Below are 15417 nucleotides of genomic sequence, written 5' to 3'. Positions count from 1 at the left end.
GTTCATATGCGGGTCACGCGGGGTCATATGACGTGCGCACCGTTGCTCATCGTTCGACACCTGCGGCAGGCTGCGCCGGGCCGCAACCCCAGGCCATCGCGTCGCGACAGTCGGAGGCGATGGGAAGGTGTCCTGGATAGACTGACGACGCATCCCACATGCCAACTCAGAGGAGCCAATGGTGACGTTCATCACTGATGTCTACGCACGCGAGATTCTTGACTCGCGCGGCAACCCCACGGTCGAGGTCGAGGTCACGCTCGAAGACGGCACCATCGGCCGCGCTGCCGTGCCCTCGGGCGCGTCGACCGGTGCGTTCGAGGCGTACGAGCTGCGCGACGGCGACGCCGACCGCTACCTCGGCAAGGGCGTCGAGAAGGCAGTGCAGGCGGTCGCCGACGAGATCAACCCCGCGATCGAATTCTTCGACTCGACCGACCAGCGCACGCTCGACGCCGAGCTCATCGAGCTCGACGGCACCCCGAACAAGCAGCGCCTCGGCGCGAACGCGATCCTCGGCGTGAGCCTCGCGACCGCGAAGGCCGCGGCCGACGTGAGCGAGCTCCCGCTGTTCCGCTACGTGGGCGGCGCGAACGCCCACGTGCTCCCCGTGCCGATGATGAACATCATCAACGGTGGCGCGCACGCCGACTCGGGCGTCGACGTGCAGGAATTCATGATTCTCCCGATCGGCGCCGAGACCTTCCGCGAGGCGCTCCAGTGGGGTGCCGAGGTCTACCACCAGCTGAAGAAGACGATCGGCGCGAAGGGCCTGTCGACCGGCCTCGGCGACGAGGGCGGCTTCGCCCCGTCGGTCGGTTCGACGCGCGAGGCGCTCGACCTCATCGTCGAGTCGATTGGCGAGACCCGCTACGAGCTCGGCCGCGACATCGTGCTCGGCCTCGACGTCGCGTCGACCGAGTTCTACGAAGACGGCGTCTACAAGTTCGAGGGCAACGAGCACTCGGCCTCCGACATGGTCGACTTCTACGAGCAGCTCATCGCCGACTACCCGATCGTCTCGATCGAAGACCCGCTCGCCGAAGAAGACTGGGACGCCTACGTCGAGCTCACCGCGCGCATCGGCGACAAGGTGCAGCTCGTCGGTGACGACCTCTTCGTGACGAACCCCGAGCGCCTCCAGAAGGGCCTCGAGCTCAAGGTCGCGAACTCGATCCTCGTCAAGGTGAACCAGATCGGCACGCTCACCGAGACGCTCGACGCCGTCGAGCTCGCGCAGCGCCACGGCTACACCGCCGTGCTGTCGCACCGCTCGGGCGAGACCGAAGACACGACGATCGCGCACCTCGCGGTTGCCACGAACTGTGGCCAGATCAAGACCGGTGCGCCGGCCCGCACCGACCGCGTCGCGAAGTACAACGAGCTCCTGCGCATCGAGGAAACCCTCGGCGACCAGGCCGTGTACGCGGGCGCCTCGGCGTTCCCGCGCTTCACGCCGACCGCCAGCTAGCCCGCTCAGCAGGTTCACGGTTCACCACTTCGGCGACGGGCCGAGCGATTCCGCTCGGCCCGTCGCCCCGTTCGGGGAGAATGGCAAGATGCCGCAGACGAACTCATCCGCTCGCCGCCGACCCACCGGCGGCTCGATCCTGCTGCTCATCGTGCTCGTCGTGTCGGTCGCCATGATCGTGCCGACGATTCAGCAGCTCATCACGCAGCGGCAGCACATCACCGAGCTCGAGTCGCAGATCGAGGAGTCGAAGCAGCAGATCGAACAGGTGAACGACGAGGTCGACCGCTGGGAAGACCCCGCCTACATCCGGGCCCAGGCCCGCGGTCGGCTGCTGTTCGTGGAACCGGGCGATACGACCTACGTCGTCATCGACGACGAGTCGCTCCCCGCGGTCGAGGATGAGCCCGACGTGAGCTCCGACCTCCACGAAACCAATACCGATTCGACCGAGCTATTCCTCGACTCGCTGATTCGCGCGAACGACGCCGACGCCCCGCAGGAGACCCCATGACGACCCCCACCTGGAGCCCCGCATCCGAGGCCGATTTCGCGACGATGCTCGAGCAGCTCGGTCGCCCCATGCGCGGTGTGCTCGGCATTGGCGCCCGCTGCGTGTGCGGCAACCCGACCGTCGTCGTGACGGCGCCGCGCCTGCCCGACGGCACGCCGTTTCCGACGCTGTTCTATCTCACGCATCCCGAGGCAGCGGCCGAGATGTCGCGGCTCGAGGGCGCGCACCTCATGGTTGAGATGCAGGATGCGCTCGCGGCCGACGACGAGCTCCGCGCCGCCTACCAGCGGGCGCACGAGGGGTACCTCGCGCAGCGCGAGGCCATCGAGCACGTCGAGGAGATCGCCCGCGTCACGGCCGGCGGCATGCCGACGCGCGTGAAGTGCCTGCACGCCCTCGCGGCGCACTCGCTCACCGCCGGCCCGGGTGTGAACCCCATCGGCGACTGGGCGCTGCGAGTTTCGGCGTGGAGCCCGGAGGTCTGCCAGTGCGCGAATCCCCGCGGCGCCGCATCCGAATAAGTCGCGCATCCGAATCAGTCGAATAAGTCACATCATCGTCAGGTGTGGGTCATGTTCCGGCGGTAGCATTGGCAGGTCGCAAGCTTGTACAACAGTGAGGAGTGACGCGTGACGAAGATTCTCATCGTCGGTGGCGGATATGCCGGGTTCACAACGGCCCGTCAGCTTGAGAAGCAGCTCAACCCGGGAGAGGCCCAGGTCACTCTTGTCGACCCGCTTCCCTACATGACCTACCAGCCGTTCCTGCCCGAGGTGACGGGCGGCTCGATCGAGCCGCGGCACGCAGTCGTTTCGCTGCGTCGCCACCTCAAGCGCACCCGCGTGATCACCGCCGAGGTGACGAAGATCGACCACGCGTCGAAGACCGCGACGATCACGCCCGAAGACGGCGACGACTACACGCTCGGCTACGACATCGTCGTGGTGACCGCGGGCAACGTGTCGCGCACGTTCCCGATTCCGGGTATCGCCGACAACGCCGTGGGCATGAAGCACGTCGAAGAGGCCGTCTGGGTTCGCGACACGATCATCGACAACTTCAACCGCGCGTCGACCATGGCGCCCGGCCCCGAGCGCTCGCGCCTGCTCACGTTCGTCGTCGTCGGCGGCGGCTTCGCCGGCATCGAGGCGTTCGGTGAGATGCGCTCGCTCGCAACCGCGCTGCTTGCCGACTACCCGTCGCTGCAGTTCGACGACGTGCAGTTCCACCTCATCGAGGCTGCCGGGCGCATCATGCCCGAGGTCTCCGAAGAGACGGCCCTCTGGGTCATCAAGAACCTCGCTGAGCGCGGCGCGACGGTGCACCTCAACACGCAGTGCACCTCGGCCGTCGACGGCGTCGTCGAGACCTCGAACGGCGACAAGTTCCCGACCGACGTCATCGTCTGGACCGCGGGCCAGATGGCGAACCCCCTCGCGAAGGGCTTCACCGACCTCCCCGTGAGCGAGCGCGGCAACGTGCGCGTGCGCGCCGACCTGCGGGTCGAGGGCGACGACGGCATCGTCGAGGACGCCTGGGCCGCCGGCGACATCGCCGCGGTGCCCGACCTCTCGGGCGGCGGCGTCAACGGCTTCTGCGTGCCGAACGCGCAGCACGCCGTGCGCCAGGCCAAGGTGCTCTCGGAGAACATCGTCGCGACGCTGCGCGGTGACGCGCCGACTGACTACTACCACGAGAACATCGGCGCCGTTGCCGGCCTCGGCCTCGGCATCGGTGCGTTCCAGTCGGGCAAGACCGCGATCACGGGCCTTCCGGCCTGGGCGATGCACCGCGGTTACCACGGCGTCGCCATCCCCACCTACGAGCGCAAGATTCGCGTGTTCGGCGGCTGGGCGGGCCAGCTCGTGCTCGGCCGCGACTTCGTGTCGCTCGGCAAGGTGAGCCAGCCGAAGGCCTTCTTCGAGCGCTTCGCGACCCGGCCGAAGCCGGCCGCGCCGAAGACCGAAGAGGCGAAGTAGCCGAACGACGTCGCCGCCGTATCCTGTCAGGGGTGCGGCGGCGACGTCGTTCTCACGAGACGCCCGCAGCCCCCCGTAGCCCAACTGGCAGAGGCACGCGACTTAAAATCGCGAAAGTGTCGGTTCGAACCCGACCGGGGGGACACTTTCCGTCATTCGGATGCGCAGTGTTACGCCGCGTATTGCGCACCACGTTTCGCGGTGGTGAAGTGAGCGCGCGGCCGCACAAGACGGCTGCGCAGCTTTCTCTCGCACCGACCGCGTGCCGCACCACGCGACTATCCCAGGAGCACTCATGAGCGACCTTCTCGCCACGCAGCGATTCGAAATTGTTGAGCCGACGGATGCGCGCATCCAGCCGGTGCTCGAAGACCTCGTGCGCGAGTACGACGGCCGCTATGGCGACCTCGACGGGCACAGTGCCCGCGACGAGGTGTATCGAAACCTCGAGGTGCAGTACGTCGTCGCGAACCGAGGAGCGTTCGTGGCGCTCTTCGAAGGCGACGAGGCGATCGCGACCGGCGCCATCAAGCACTTTGACGGCGATATCGCCGAGTTCAAGAAGATCTGGTCGCATCCCGACCGCCGCGGCCAGCGGCTCGCGTCGCGACTGCTCGCGCGCCTCGAGGACGAGGCCCGCGCCCTCGGGTACACGCTCGTCTACCTTACGACCGGGCCCCGCCAGCCCGAGGCCGACCGGCTCTACCAGCACGCCGGCTACACGGCGCACTACGACCCCGAGGCGTTCACGGTGCACCCGTACACGCGCGCGCTCGTCGAGGGCGTCGACGCCTCGGTGCTGCCCGACCTCGCGCGGGCGCAACTCGTCGACTTTCACGAGCTCGTCGCGCACCGCGACTGACGCTCGGTGCTTATCGCTGATCAGCGCCGAGATGTCGAGCCCGGCGCCGTCATATTTCTTTCCGTGACAACTATTACGCGTCCGCGTCGTTTCGTGTCGTAACGAAGTCGCGGCCCTGTCGTCTGCGTGCTGAAGTCGTCTCACCCCGACCACCATCGCCAGACGAGGAGCCCTCGTGACGCACACCACCCACGCGCCGGTCGACGTCGCGCACGACGCGCCGCAGGCCACCACGCAGCAGCCCGACCTCGAAGCTCAGCACGAGTCCGCCACGGGCACCCGCGCCGTGCCCCCGACCCGGCGTATCCGCACTCGCCGCCACTACGGCCGCTGGATCTTCGCCGCGATCGCGCTGTTCTTCGTCGCGCAGTTCGCCGTCTCGCTCGTGCGCAACCCGCAGTGGCGCTGGGACGTGTTCGCGCAGTACTTCCTCTCGGTGCAGGTCGTCGAGGGCGTCGGCATCACCCTCGCGCTCACCGCCATCTCGGCGACGATCGGGTTCGTGCTCGGCGGCATCCTCGCCGTCATGCGGATGAGCGGGTCGCCGATTCTGTCGGGCCTCGCGAGCACGTACATCTGGTTCTTCCGCGCCGTGCCGCTCGTGGTGCAGCTCGTAGTCTGGTACAACCTCGGTTACCTCTGGCCCACCCTCGGGCTCGGCACCCCGTTCACGACCGACTTCTGGCTGCTCGAGGTGAACACGGTGCAGCTCATCTCGGCGTTCACGGCCGCGATCCTCGGCCTCTCGCTGCACGAGGCCGCGTACTCTGCCGAGATCATTCGCGGCGGCCTGCTCTCGGTCGACGCGGGCCAGGTCGAGGCGTCGAAGGCGCTCGGGCTGCCGCGCAGCACCCGGTTCTTCCGCATCGTGCTCCCGCAGGCACTGCGCTCGATCGTGCCGAACGCGTTCAACTCGGTCATCGGGCTCGTCAAGGGCACCTCGGTCGTGTTCATCGTCGCCCTGCCCGAGCTGTTCTACACAGTGCAGGTCATCTACAACCGCAACCAGCTCGTGATTCCGCTGCTGCTCGTCTCGGTCGTTTGGTACGCCGTCATCACGAGCGTGCTCAACGTCGCCCAGTACTACATCGAGCGCCACTACGCGCGTGGTTCCGCCCAGCAGCTGCCGCCGTCGCCGACCGAGCGCCTGCGCCGCTGGCTCGCCCCGCGACGCCCGAACCCGGTGCCCACCCGCATCGACGCCGCGGCCGCTGCGCGCAACCGCGAACGCGTTGCCGTCACCACTGGGCCGACCGCCGTCACGTCGGGAGACGCGAATGCGCCATTCACGAACAGCGCCGCGACCAACACGACACTGACGAACCGAGAGGACCTCGCATGACCGCCACCACCACGACCCGCGGCCGCGTCGAGCTGCGCAACGTGCACAAGTCGTACGGCGACGTCGAGGTGCTCCATGGCATCGACCTCACCGTCAGCCCGGGCGAGGTCGTCGTGCTGCTCGGCCCCTCGGGCTCGGGCAAGTCGACGCTGTTGCGCTCGATCAACCACCTCGAGACGATCGACCTCGGCGAAATCACGATTGACGGCGAGTTCATTGGCTACGCCGAACGCGGCGACGAGCTGCTCGAACTCAGCGAACGCGAGATCCTCGAGCGCCGCCTGCGCGTCGGCATGGTGTTCCAGCAGTTCAACCTGTTCCCGCACCTCACGGTGCTCGAGAACGTCACGCTGCCCGTGACCTCGCGCAAGCTCCGGAGCAAGGCTGCGGCGCGCGAGCGGGGCCTCGAGCTGCTCGGCCGCGTGGGGCTCGCCGCACTCGCCGACCGCTATCCGCGCCAGCTCTCGGGCGGGCAGCAGCAGCGCGTTGCGATTGCCCGCGCGCTCATGCTTGACCCCGACGTCATGCTGTTCGACGAACCGACCTCAGCCCTCGACCCCGAGCTCGTGGGGGAGGTGCTCGCGGTGATTCGCGACCTCGCCGACCAGGGCCGCACCCTCATCGTCGTCACACATGAGATCAGCTTCGCTCGCGACCTCGCCGACCGCGTCGTCTTCATGGCCGAAGGCCGCCTCGTCGAGCAGGGGCCGCCCGAGCAGGTGCTCGGGAACCCGCAGGAGGCGCGCACGCGCGACTTCCTGCGTCGCTTCCTCGCGCCGGCCGAGCCCGCCGCCTAACTCACCTCGTTCATCCATCCCCCTCCACGCCCCAGAACTCTCAGGAGCCACCAGTGCCAACGACCCGCCCCCGTCTCGCCCGCATTTTGCCCGTGCTCGCCGCGGCCGCGCTCGCCCTCACGGCCTGCACGAACCCCGTGAGTGAGGCCACGACCGGCTCGACGAGCTCGGGACCGAGCTTCGACCTCACCTCGGCAAACGCCGAAGACCGCCCCCGCCTCGACGAGGTGCCAGAGGCCATCGAAGCGCTTAAGGAGAGCGGCTTCGAACCCATCACCGAGGGCACCCTCACGGTCGCGATCTCGCCCTACACGGCGCCGCTCGCGATTGCCGCTGAGGACGACCCCGACACGATCATTGGCAGCGAGGCCGACTTCGCGCAGCTCATTGCCGACGGTCTCGGGCTCGAGCTCAAGCTCGTGCCCGTGTCGTGGGCCGACTGGCCGCTCGGCGTCGAGTCGGGCAAGTACGACCTCATCACCTCGAACGTCACCGTGACGGAGGAGCGCAAAGACCTCTTCGACTTCGCTACCTACCGCGAAGACGTGCTCGGCTTTTCGGTGAAGGCCGGCAACCCTGACATCGATAAGATCGAGTCGGCGCCCGACGTTGCGGGGCTCAAGATCGTCGTCGGCTCCGGCACGAACCAAGAGAAGGTCTTGCAGGCGTGGGACGCCGAGAACGTCGCGAACGGCCTCGACCCCGTCGAGTTCGTCTACTACGACGACAACGCCGCAGCCGTACTCGCGCTGCAGTCGGGGCGGGTGGATGCGCTGCTCGCGCCGAACGCGACCCTCGCGTACGCGGCGGCGGCGACCGGCGAGACCGAAGTGGTCGGCACGCTGAACGGTGGTTGGCCCGATACCGCGCGGATCGGCGCGACGACCGCAAAGGGCAACGGCCTGATCGAGCCCGTGCAGCTCGTGCTCAACTCGGCGATCGAGTCGGGCGAGTACCAAGAGGTCATCGACCGATGGGCGCTCGACGCCGAGGCGATCGACGAGTCGGAGCTCAACCCGCAGGGCCTGCCCCGCGAGTAGTCCTCGGAGTAGTCCCGAAGTAGCAATCGGCAACGTGCGCGCAGTCTGTGAGGCTGCGCGCACGCACGCTGTTTAGACTGCCAGCATGGAACCGGCGCTGCTGATCACCCTTATTGTCATCGCGGTCGTCGTCATCGCCCTCGTCATTTGGGTGTGGACGACCTATAACCGCCTCACGAAGAATCGCATTCGCGTCGATGAGGCGTGGAGCGACATCACCGTGCAGCTGAAACGGCGTGCCGACCTCATCCCGAACCTCATCAACACGGTCGCGGGATACGCGAAGCACGAGCAGCGCGTGTTTGAAGACGTCACGCGGGCTCGCAGCGAGACGCTGCAGGCGTCGACCCCAGGTCAGGCGTCGCAGGCCGAGAACCACCTGCAGGGAGCCCTGCGCAGCCTGTTCGCGGTCGCGGAGGCGTATCCGCAGCTGCAGGCAAGCAACAACTTCACGCAGCTGCAGCGCGACCTCGTGCAGACCGAAGACAAGATTCAGTCGTCGCGCCGCTACTACAACGGCAGCGTGCGCGAGCTGAACACATCGATCAAGGTGTTCCCGAACAACCTCATCGCCGGGCCGTTCGGCTTCCACGACCACGAGTTCTTTGACGTCGCCGATCGCGCCGCCATCTCGGAGCCGCCGCGGGTGCAGTTCTAGCGCCGTATGGCAGGGTCCACCCAGGCACCACGACCCCCGCAGGCCGCGGGCGATAGTGACGCCGACCTCGTCGCGAGGCCGGTGCGCATCGCCGCGGCCTGGTCGTGGCGATGGATCATTATCGTCGTCGGGTGTATCCCGATCTTCTGGCTGCTCGCGAAGACGACATTCATCGTCGTGCCGCTCGTCGTCGCGCTGCTGTTCACGGCCCTGCTCGTGCCGCTCACGAACTACCTGCGATTCCGCCTCGGTTGGCACAAGGGGTTCGCGCTCGTCGCGGCACTCGTCGCCCTGTTCGGCGCGGTGGCGGCGCTCGTCGCGCTCACGGTGCTCGCGTTCCGCACGGGGGAGCGGCTCGACCTTTCGCAGTTCACGACCCGCTACGAGGAGTTCATCTCGTGGGCCGAGAACTCGCCGCTGCACCTCAACGAGGCGCAGCTCATGGAGTGGCTGACGAGCGCGACCGCGTGGCTCGAGACGAACGCGGGCACGCTCATCGAGACGACCCTCACCGCCGGCAGCACAATCGCCGGTATCGCGACCGGGTTCGCGTTCACGATCTTCGCGATCATCTTCTACCTGCTCGACGGACGCCGCCTCTGGCTCTTCGTCGTGCGCCTCTTCCCGCGCGCGGCTCGCGCCGCGGTCGACGGTGCGGGGGAGCGCGCGTGGATCTCGGTCGGCCACTACGTGCGAGTGCAGGTGGTCGTTGCGCTCATCGACGCGGTCGGCATCTACATCGGCGCGGTCGTGCTGCAGGTGCCGTTCTCGCTCGCGATCGGCATCATCGTGTTCCTGTTCGCGTTCGTGCCGCTTATCGGTGCGTTCCTGTCGGGGGCCCTCGCGGTCGTGCTCGCGCTCCTCGCGCACGGGCTCTGGCCCGCAGTGATTATGCTGATTATCGTGGTCGCCGTCATGGCGATCGAGTCGAACGTCCTGCAGCCCCTCATCATGGGGCAGGCGGTCCAACTTCACCCACTGGCGATCCTGGTCTCGGTGAGCGCGGGCTCGATCTTCGCCGGCATCGCCGGCGCCGTCGTCGCGGTGCCGCTGGTCGCGGCGGTCAACGTCATGGTGCGGTACATCGCGTCGGGCAAGTGGCGCGATGAACCCGACCCGACCCGCGGGCTCGAACCCGCGTTCGATACGCACGCCGAGAAAATTCCCGTGCGTCGTCCCCTAAAAATTCGCGTGAGAAAGAAGGCCACTCCAGGTGAGTGAATCGCTCGACACCTCGTTCGTTCCAGCTCTTGACGACGTGCGGGCCGCCAGAGACATTGTGCGCAAGACGACGCGCACCACGCCGCTGGAATCGGCACGATTTTTGCAGCAGTACGTCGGCTCCGAGGTGTTCCTCAAGGCCGAGAACCTCCAGCGCACGGGCTCGTACAAGCTCCGCGGCGCGACGAACCGGCTCTCGAAGCTGACCGATGACGAGCGCGCCCGCGGCGTCGTCGCCGCCTCGGCCGGCAACCACGCGCAGGGCGTCGCGTTCGCCGCGCGTGAGCTCGGCATCCCCGCCACCATCTTCATGCCGAAGGGCGTGCCGATCCCGAAGTTCGAGGCGACGGCGGGCTACGGCGCCGAGATTCGCCTTGAGGGTGACGGCGTCGCCGAGGCGCTCGCCGGTGCCCAACGCTTTGCCGAGGAGACGGGGGCGGTGTTTATCCACCCGTACGATCACCCCGACATCATCACGGGGCAGGGCACGCTCGCGCTCGACCTCATCGATCAGCTGCCCGATCTCGACACGGTGCTCGTGCCGATCGGCGGCGGTGGCCTCGCGGCGGGGCTCGGCGCGACGCTGAAGCAGTACGCAGCCGAAGCGGGGCGCGAGATTCAGGTGATCGGTGTGCAGGCCGCGAACTCGGCGCCGTTCCCCGTGTCGCTCGAATCGGGGCACCCGGTGAAGATCGCGGCGCGCCCCACGATCGCCGACGGTATCGCGGTGGCCGAGCCCGGTTCGCTCACGTTCGAGCTTGTTCGTCGTTACCTCGACCGCATCATCACGGTGTCGGAGGGCGACCTCTCGCGCGCGATCCTGCTGCTCATCGAGCGCGCGAAGCTCGTCGCCGAACCGGCGGGCGCGGCGACCGTCGCCGCGATCCTCAGCGGGGAGGTGCGCGACACGGGCAAGACGGTCGCGCTGCTCACTGGCGGCAACATCGACCCGATGATGCTCGAAAAGGTGATCTCGCAGGGCCTCACGGCGTCCGACCGCTACCTCAAGCTCGTCATCGCGCTGCAGGATGTGCCCGGGCACCTCGCGCGCATCGCGACGATCCTCGCCGACATCGGCGCGAACGTCATCGAGGTGCTCCACACGCGGCACAACAAGGCGCTGCAGATCGACCGCGTTGAGCTCGAGGTCTCGGTCGAGACCCGCGGTACCACCCACGCGCGGCAGGTGATCGCGGCGCTGCGCGAAGCCGGCTACGAGCCGCGCATCGACCGCAATGCGACGGTCTAGCCAGCGAGCAATCACCCACATGCACAAGGGTGGCGGCGGGAATACCCGCCGCCACCCTTGTGACGGTTGCTGTGGCCGTGCGGCCGCGAAGCCCCTTACGACTCGAAGGTCTCGACGTTCGTGATCTCGACCTCGACCTGCTGGCCGTTCGGCGCCTCGTAGCTCGCCTTCTCGCCGATCTTCAGGCCGTCAATGACCTTGCCGATGGGGCTTTCGGGCGAGAAGATGCGCAGGTCGGTCTCGCCCTGCAGCTCGGTGCTCGCGTAGAGGAAACGCTGGTCGCGGCCCGCCACCTTGGCGCTCACGACGGTGCCGAGCTCAACGCGGCCCGATGCCTGCGGAGCCTCGTGCACCTCGGCCGACTTCAGGAGCGCCTCGAGCTCGACGATGCGCGACTCGATCTGCCCCTGCTCATCCTTCGCGGCGTGGTAGCCGGCGTTCTCCTTGAGGTCGCCGTCTTCGCGGGCTTCCTGAATCTCCTTGGCGATTTCGACGCGGCGGGTCGTCGTGAGGAACTCGAGTTCCTCGGCGTAACGGTCGTACGCGGCCTGCGTCAGCCAGGTGGGCTCAGAGGTGGTCATCGGTCAGTCTCCTTGGATATAACAACGCAGCCTCGACCGCGTCGAGGCTGCTGCAATAGCGACTATTCTAGCGCGTCCAAATGCGGTCTGGCCAGGCGCGCCGAAGCGATCAGGGATTTTTCCCGCGCTACTCGCCGTCGAGTACCCAGCATTCGGCGACCGCGGCCCCTACAGCAGGCCCCGTCGTGCGAAGCGTGACGTGCACTGTTCGGTGCTGCTCGGTGGCGGCCTCGAGCTCGACCACCTTGTAGCCGACGACCGTCTGGGTCGTGTTCGTCGCTTCGAGGGCGCAGGCGACCGGCGTGCCCGGCTGCACCGAGACCCGCGCCGTTACCGAGACCTCGCTGTCAGACGCCACCGTGAACCCACCGGTCTGCGCCTCGATCGTCGCGGCGGCATTGAGCTGCGAGAAGCCCCAGAACGCGATGACGCCGGCGACGAGGACGCCGAACAGGCCACCCCACAGCCACCGCGGCGAACGGCGCTGGGTGCGGGTTCGCCCGTACCTGGTGTCGAGATCGGTCACGCTGCCCATTCCCCGCGATAAGATTTCCCTTTGGTGCCAGCCTACCGCCGGCACGATGTCGCACCGGAATCAGGAGTTTTGCCGTGTCGCTTCGGTTGCTTGCCGTCCACGCCCACCCCGACGACGAGTCGTCAAAGGGTGCGGCGACCTACGCCGCGTACGTGCACGGCGGCGCCGAGGTCATGATCGTGAGCTGCACGGGTGGGGAGGCCGGGAGCATCCTCAACACTGCCGTGCACGCGCGCTCGCATGCCGAGCGCGACCTTCCGGGCCTGCGTCGCCTCGAGATGTCCGAGGCGCAGCGGGTGCTCGGCGTCGAGCACCGGTGGCTCGGGTATCGCGACTCCGACATGCCCGAAGACGGCCGGCTCGAGCCCGGCGTGTTCGCGCGCATCCCCCTCGAGGTGAGCGTGCGACCGCTGCTGCGCCTCATTCGCGAGTTCCGCCCGCACGTGCTCGTGACGTACGACGAGAACGGCGGCTACCCGCATCCCGACCACATTCGCACCCACGAGGTGACGATGCTCGCGTGGCAGCTCGCGGGCGAAGACCGGTACGCCGAGCTCGGCGAGCCCTGGGCGCCGCTCAAGCTCTACTACGACCGCACGATGAACCAGCAGCGCGCGAAGTCGATGGCCGAACTGCTGAAAGACCACCCCGAGGTGCACCTCACCGAGCGCGTCGAGGCGATGCTCGCGCGGCTCATGGAGGGCCAGGCGAACATCACGACCCAGATCTCGATCGAGGAGCACTTTCAGGTGCGCGACGCAGCCCTTCGCGCGCACGCGAGCCAGGTCGGGCCCGACAACGAGTTCTTCTTCGGCTACCCGCGCGACCTCGAGCGCCTCGCGTATCCGTACGACGACTACGAGCTCGTCGCCTCGCGCGTACCCTGCGAGCTGCCTGAGAACGATCTCTTCAACGGCATCGCCGACGACGACCCTGCCGCGAGCGACGGCCAAGATTCCCAGGAGCACCCCGCGCGATGACCCTCCACCTGCCGAACCTGCTCGCCGCCGTGGCGACACCATCGCCGAGCCCGTCGCCGACCGACCTGCCGTTTGACCCCGTCGACGTGACGCCGGGGCCCATCGGGTTCTTCGCGACGATGCTGCTCATGCTCGCCGTCGGCCTGCTCGCGATGAGCCTCATGCGTCGCTCGGCGCGCGCGAACGCTCGCTATGACATCCGCGAGCAGCTCGAACGCGAGGCGGCTGAAGAGGACGCCGCGCGGGCGGCTGAGCGCGCCCGCCCCGAACAGCCTGACGCGACGCCCGGGCCAGACGAGCCGAGCCACGACGATCCTTCGCCCGACGCGGGGGAGCCGCGCTCGTGACCGCGATCACGAACACCGTCGAAAGCGAGGGGCTCGGCGAGTTCGCCGAGACCGACACGCTGCTCGGGATGCTCGAGCGGCGCGCGGCGCGCGGGCGCGACTCGGTGTTCGGCGAGCATCGCCGCGAGGGTGACTTCGAGGCGATCACCGTCGGTCAGCTCGTCGATGACGCGCGCGCCGTCGCCCGCGGGCTCGCGGCGGCCGGCGTCACAACGGGCGACACGGTCGGCATCATGGCCGGCACCCGCTACGACTGGACCGTCGCCGACTTCGCCGTGTATGGCGTCGGCGGCGTCGTCGTGCCGGTGTATCACACCTCGTCGGCGGAGCAGCTCGAGTGGATCTGCTCCGACTCGAACATCGCGACCCTCATTGTCGAGACCGAGGAACACGCGGCGCTTGCCGAGCAGATTCGCGAGCGCACGGGGCTCGAGCGCGTCTACGTCATCGACTGCGGCGATCTCGACACGCTCGCGCAGCGGGGCGCCGACGCCGAGATCGACGACGACCGGCTCGCCGAGCTCACCGACGGCGTGCGCATCGACGACGTCGCGTCGATCGTCTACACCTCTGGCACGATCGGCCGCCCGAAGGGCGTCGCGCTCACTCACCGCAACTGGCTCGCCCACGTCGTGAACGGCGTGCTCGACCCGGGCCTTGGCCACGTCGTGACGTCCGGCGACGACGGTGCAGCGAAGCGCACGCTGCTGTTCCTGCCGCTCGCGCACGTCTACGGGCGCTTCGCACAGTTCCTCTGCGTGCACTCCGGCTCGGTGCTCGGCTACGCGCCGGACACGAAGCGGCTCGTCGACGACCTTCAGGCATTCAAACCGACGTGGCTCATCGCCGTGCCGCGGGTGTTCGAGACGGTCTACAACGCGGCGGATGCGAAGGCGGGCTCGGGCGCGAAGCTGCGGCTCTTCCGCTGGGCAGTGAACACGGCCGTGTGCTATTCCGAGGCGCTTGAGGCGAAGGGCGGTCCCGGCCTCGGGCTCCGCGCCCGGCACGCCGTCGCCGATCGGCTCGTACTCGCGAAGGTGCGCGAGGTCATGGGCGGCCACGTCGAGTTCGCAATCTCGGGCGGCGCCGCGCTGTCGACCCGGCACGCGCACTTCTATCGCGGCCTCGGCGTCATGATCATGGAGGGCTACGGGGCCACCGAGACGACCGCTCCGGCGAGCGTCAACCGACCGGGGCGCAGCAAGATCGGCACGGTCGGGGCGCCGTATCCGGGCATGTCGCTCGCGATCGCCGACGACGGCGAGGTACTCATCAAGGGGCCGAGCCTGTTCCGTGGCTACCGAGGCCGTCCCGACGCGACGGCCGAATCGGTCGATGCCGATGGTTGGTTCCACACGGGCGACCTCGGGGAGATCGACGCCGACGGCTACCTGCGCATCTCAGGGCGAAAGAAGGAGATTCTCGTCACGTCGGGCGGCAAGAACGTGCAGCCGGCCGTGCTCGAGAACGACCTGCGGTCGCATCCGCTCATTGGCGAGATCATGGTCGTCGGCGACGGCCGCCCGTTCATCGGCGCGCTCATCTCGCTCGACGAGTCGATGCTGCCCGGGTGGCTGCGCAACCACGACCTTGGCGAGCTGACGCTCGCGGAGGCCCGCACGCATCCGGCCGTGCTCGAGTCGCTGCAGTCGGCCGTCGATCGCGCAAACGAACACGTGTCGCGGGCCGAGTCGATTCGCAAGTTCGTGATCGTGCCCCGCGCCTTCAGCGAGGATCGCGGGGAGGTCTCGGCCTCGACGAAGCTCGTGCGGCGCGTTGTGCTCGAACACTTTGCGGAGTCGCTCGAGGAGATCTACGACCGCAAGTAGCGCCGCCTGCGC

At 68.1% G+C, this 15417-nt stretch carries 16 protein-coding genes and 1 tRNA gene; 15 read left to right on the top strand and 2 right to left on the bottom strand.

The annotated features are described in order from the left end of the window. The first annotated feature begins 178 nt into the window (after positions 1-178). The 12 genes from eno to ilvA all read left to right on the top strand — a co-directional run bounded on the left by eno (position 179) and on the right by ilvA (position 11133). A complete protein-coding gene (gene eno / locus G328_RS0111435) occupies positions 179-1471 on the top strand; it encodes a phosphopyruvate hydratase (RefSeq protein ID WP_019619493.1) in 1293 nt (430 codons plus the stop codon). Between the two features lie 88 nt (positions 1472-1559). Continuing rightward, complete coding sequence (locus G328_RS15250) at positions 1560-1985, top strand: FtsB family cell division protein (RefSeq protein ID WP_019619492.1); 426 nt, start codon at positions 1560-1562, stop codon at positions 1983-1985. Beyond that, positions 1982-2506, top strand: a complete 525-nt coding sequence (locus G328_RS0111425) for a DUF501 domain-containing protein (RefSeq protein ID WP_019619491.1) — start codon at positions 1982-1984, stop codon at positions 2504-2506. The genes G328_RS15250 and G328_RS0111425 overlap by 4 nt, the downstream gene beginning before the upstream one ends. A gap of 108 nt (positions 2507-2614) precedes the next feature. Then, the gene (locus G328_RS0111420; protein ID WP_019619490.1) at positions 2615-3964 is read left to right on the top strand and encodes an NAD(P)/FAD-dependent oxidoreductase; all 1350 of its coding nucleotides are present in this window, start codon (positions 2615-2617) and stop codon (positions 3962-3964) included. 69 nt (positions 3965-4033) lie between these two features. After that, positions 4034-4107: transfer RNA gene (locus G328_RS0111415), tRNA-Leu, on the top strand. 152 nt (positions 4108-4259) lie between these two features. Beyond that, positions 4260-4826 (top strand): GNAT family N-acetyltransferase, encoded by a 567-nt coding sequence (locus G328_RS15245; RefSeq protein WP_019619489.1) that lies wholly within the window; start codon positions 4260-4262, stop codon positions 4824-4826. Positions 4827-5001: 175 nt separating this feature from the next. Continuing rightward, complete coding sequence (locus tag G328_RS0111405; RefSeq protein ID WP_019619488.1) at positions 5002-6168, top strand: amino acid ABC transporter permease; 1167 nt, start codon at positions 5002-5004, stop codon at positions 6166-6168. Beyond that, positions 6165-6965: an amino acid ABC transporter ATP-binding protein gene (locus G328_RS0111400; protein WP_019619487.1), complete on the top strand. Its 801-nt coding sequence runs from the start codon at positions 6165-6167 to the stop codon at positions 6963-6965. The genes G328_RS0111405 and G328_RS0111400 overlap by 4 nt, the downstream gene beginning before the upstream one ends. A gap of 53 nt (positions 6966-7018) precedes the next feature. Beyond that, positions 7019-8005: an ABC transporter substrate-binding protein gene (locus G328_RS0111395; protein WP_019619486.1), complete on the top strand. Its 987-nt coding sequence runs from the start codon at positions 7019-7021 to the stop codon at positions 8003-8005. Positions 8006-8090: 85 nt separating this feature from the next. Beyond that, positions 8091-8663, top strand: coding sequence for a LemA family protein (locus G328_RS0111390; protein ID WP_019619485.1), 573 nt, complete (start codon positions 8091-8093; stop codon positions 8661-8663). A 6-nt stretch (positions 8664-8669) separates the two neighbouring features. Beyond that, a complete protein-coding gene (locus G328_RS15240; RefSeq protein ID WP_083919637.1) occupies positions 8670-9884 on the top strand; it encodes an AI-2E family transporter in 1215 nt (404 codons plus the stop codon). Continuing rightward, positions 9877-11133 carry a threonine ammonia-lyase gene (gene ilvA, locus G328_RS0111380; protein ID WP_019619483.1) on the top strand — a complete coding sequence of 419 codons (1257 nt, stop codon included), beginning with the start codon at positions 9877-9879 and terminating at the stop codon, positions 11131-11133. Before G328_RS15240 ends, ilvA begins: the two co-directional genes overlap by 8 nt. Before the next feature lie 95 nt (positions 11134-11228). Here the strand turns inward: ilvA and greA are convergent, their stop codons facing one another. Together greA and G328_RS15235 are read right to left on the bottom strand one after the other, a co-directional pair. Further along, positions 11229-11714, bottom strand: coding sequence for a transcription elongation factor GreA (gene greA, locus G328_RS0111375; protein WP_019619482.1), 486 nt, complete (start codon positions 11712-11714; stop codon positions 11229-11231). A gap of 127 nt (positions 11715-11841) precedes the next feature. Beyond that, entirely contained in the window at positions 11842-12240 is a 399-nt protein-coding gene (locus G328_RS15235) for a DUF4307 domain-containing protein (protein WP_235619881.1), read from the bottom strand. Between the two features lie 83 nt (positions 12241-12323). On the opposite strand from G328_RS15235, the gene mca reads away from it, so the two are divergent. The 3 genes from mca to G328_RS0111355 are packed head-to-tail and all read left to right on the top strand — an operon-like array spanning position 12324 to position 15405. Next, positions 12324-13229, top strand: coding sequence for a mycothiol conjugate amidase Mca (gene mca, locus G328_RS0111365; protein WP_019619480.1), 906 nt, complete (start codon positions 12324-12326; stop codon positions 13227-13229). Next, positions 13226-13576, top strand: a complete 351-nt coding sequence (locus G328_RS15230; protein WP_019619479.1) for an FxsA family protein — start codon at positions 13226-13228, stop codon at positions 13574-13576. The genes mca and G328_RS15230 overlap by 4 nt, the downstream gene beginning before the upstream one ends. Beyond that, positions 13573-15405, top strand: a complete 1833-nt coding sequence (locus tag G328_RS0111355; protein ID WP_019619478.1) for an AMP-dependent synthetase/ligase — start codon at positions 13573-13575, stop codon at positions 15403-15405. The genes G328_RS15230 and G328_RS0111355 overlap by 4 nt, the downstream gene beginning before the upstream one ends. The last annotated feature ends 12 nt before the right edge of the window (positions 15406-15417 follow it).

Origin of the sequence: [Zimmermannella] faecalis ATCC 13722 (assembly GCF_000381765.1) — a bacterium.
Lineage (GTDB): Bacteria > Actinomycetota > Actinomycetes > Actinomycetales > Microbacteriaceae > Gulosibacter > Gulosibacter faecalis.
Note: the sequence above shows the minus strand (reverse complement) of the source record. Positions and strands in the feature narration are given on the sequence as shown.

What these genes read in the sequence shown, in the direction of transcription:
- greA (WP_019619482.1), bottom strand. Translation starts at nt 11,714, where the DNA reads ATGACCACCTCTGAGCCCACCTGGCTGACGCAGGCCGCGTACGACCGT.
- G328_RS0111425 (WP_019619491.1), top strand. Translation starts at nt 1,982, where the DNA reads ATGACGACCCCCACCTGGAGCCCCGCATCCGAGGCCGATTTCGCGACG.
- eno (WP_019619493.1), top strand. Translation starts at nt 179, where the DNA reads ATGGTGACGTTCATCACTGATGTCTACGCACGCGAGATTCTTGACTCG.
- G328_RS0111400 (WP_019619487.1), top strand. Translation starts at nt 6,165, where the DNA reads ATGACCGCCACCACCACGACCCGCGGCCGCGTCGAGCTGCGCAACGTG.
- G328_RS15240 (WP_083919637.1), top strand. Translation starts at nt 8,670, where the DNA reads ATGGCAGGGTCCACCCAGGCACCACGACCCCCGCAGGCCGCGGGCGAT.
- G328_RS0111390 (WP_019619485.1), top strand. Translation starts at nt 8,091, where the DNA reads ATGGAACCGGCGCTGCTGATCACCCTTATTGTCATCGCGGTCGTCGTC.
- G328_RS15230 (WP_019619479.1), top strand. Translation starts at nt 13,226, where the DNA reads ATGACCCTCCACCTGCCGAACCTGCTCGCCGCCGTGGCGACACCATCG.
- G328_RS15250 (WP_019619492.1), top strand. Translation starts at nt 1,560, where the DNA reads ATGCCGCAGACGAACTCATCCGCTCGCCGCCGACCCACCGGCGGCTCG.
- G328_RS15245 (WP_019619489.1), top strand. Translation starts at nt 4,260, where the DNA reads ATGAGCGACCTTCTCGCCACGCAGCGATTCGAAATTGTTGAGCCGACG.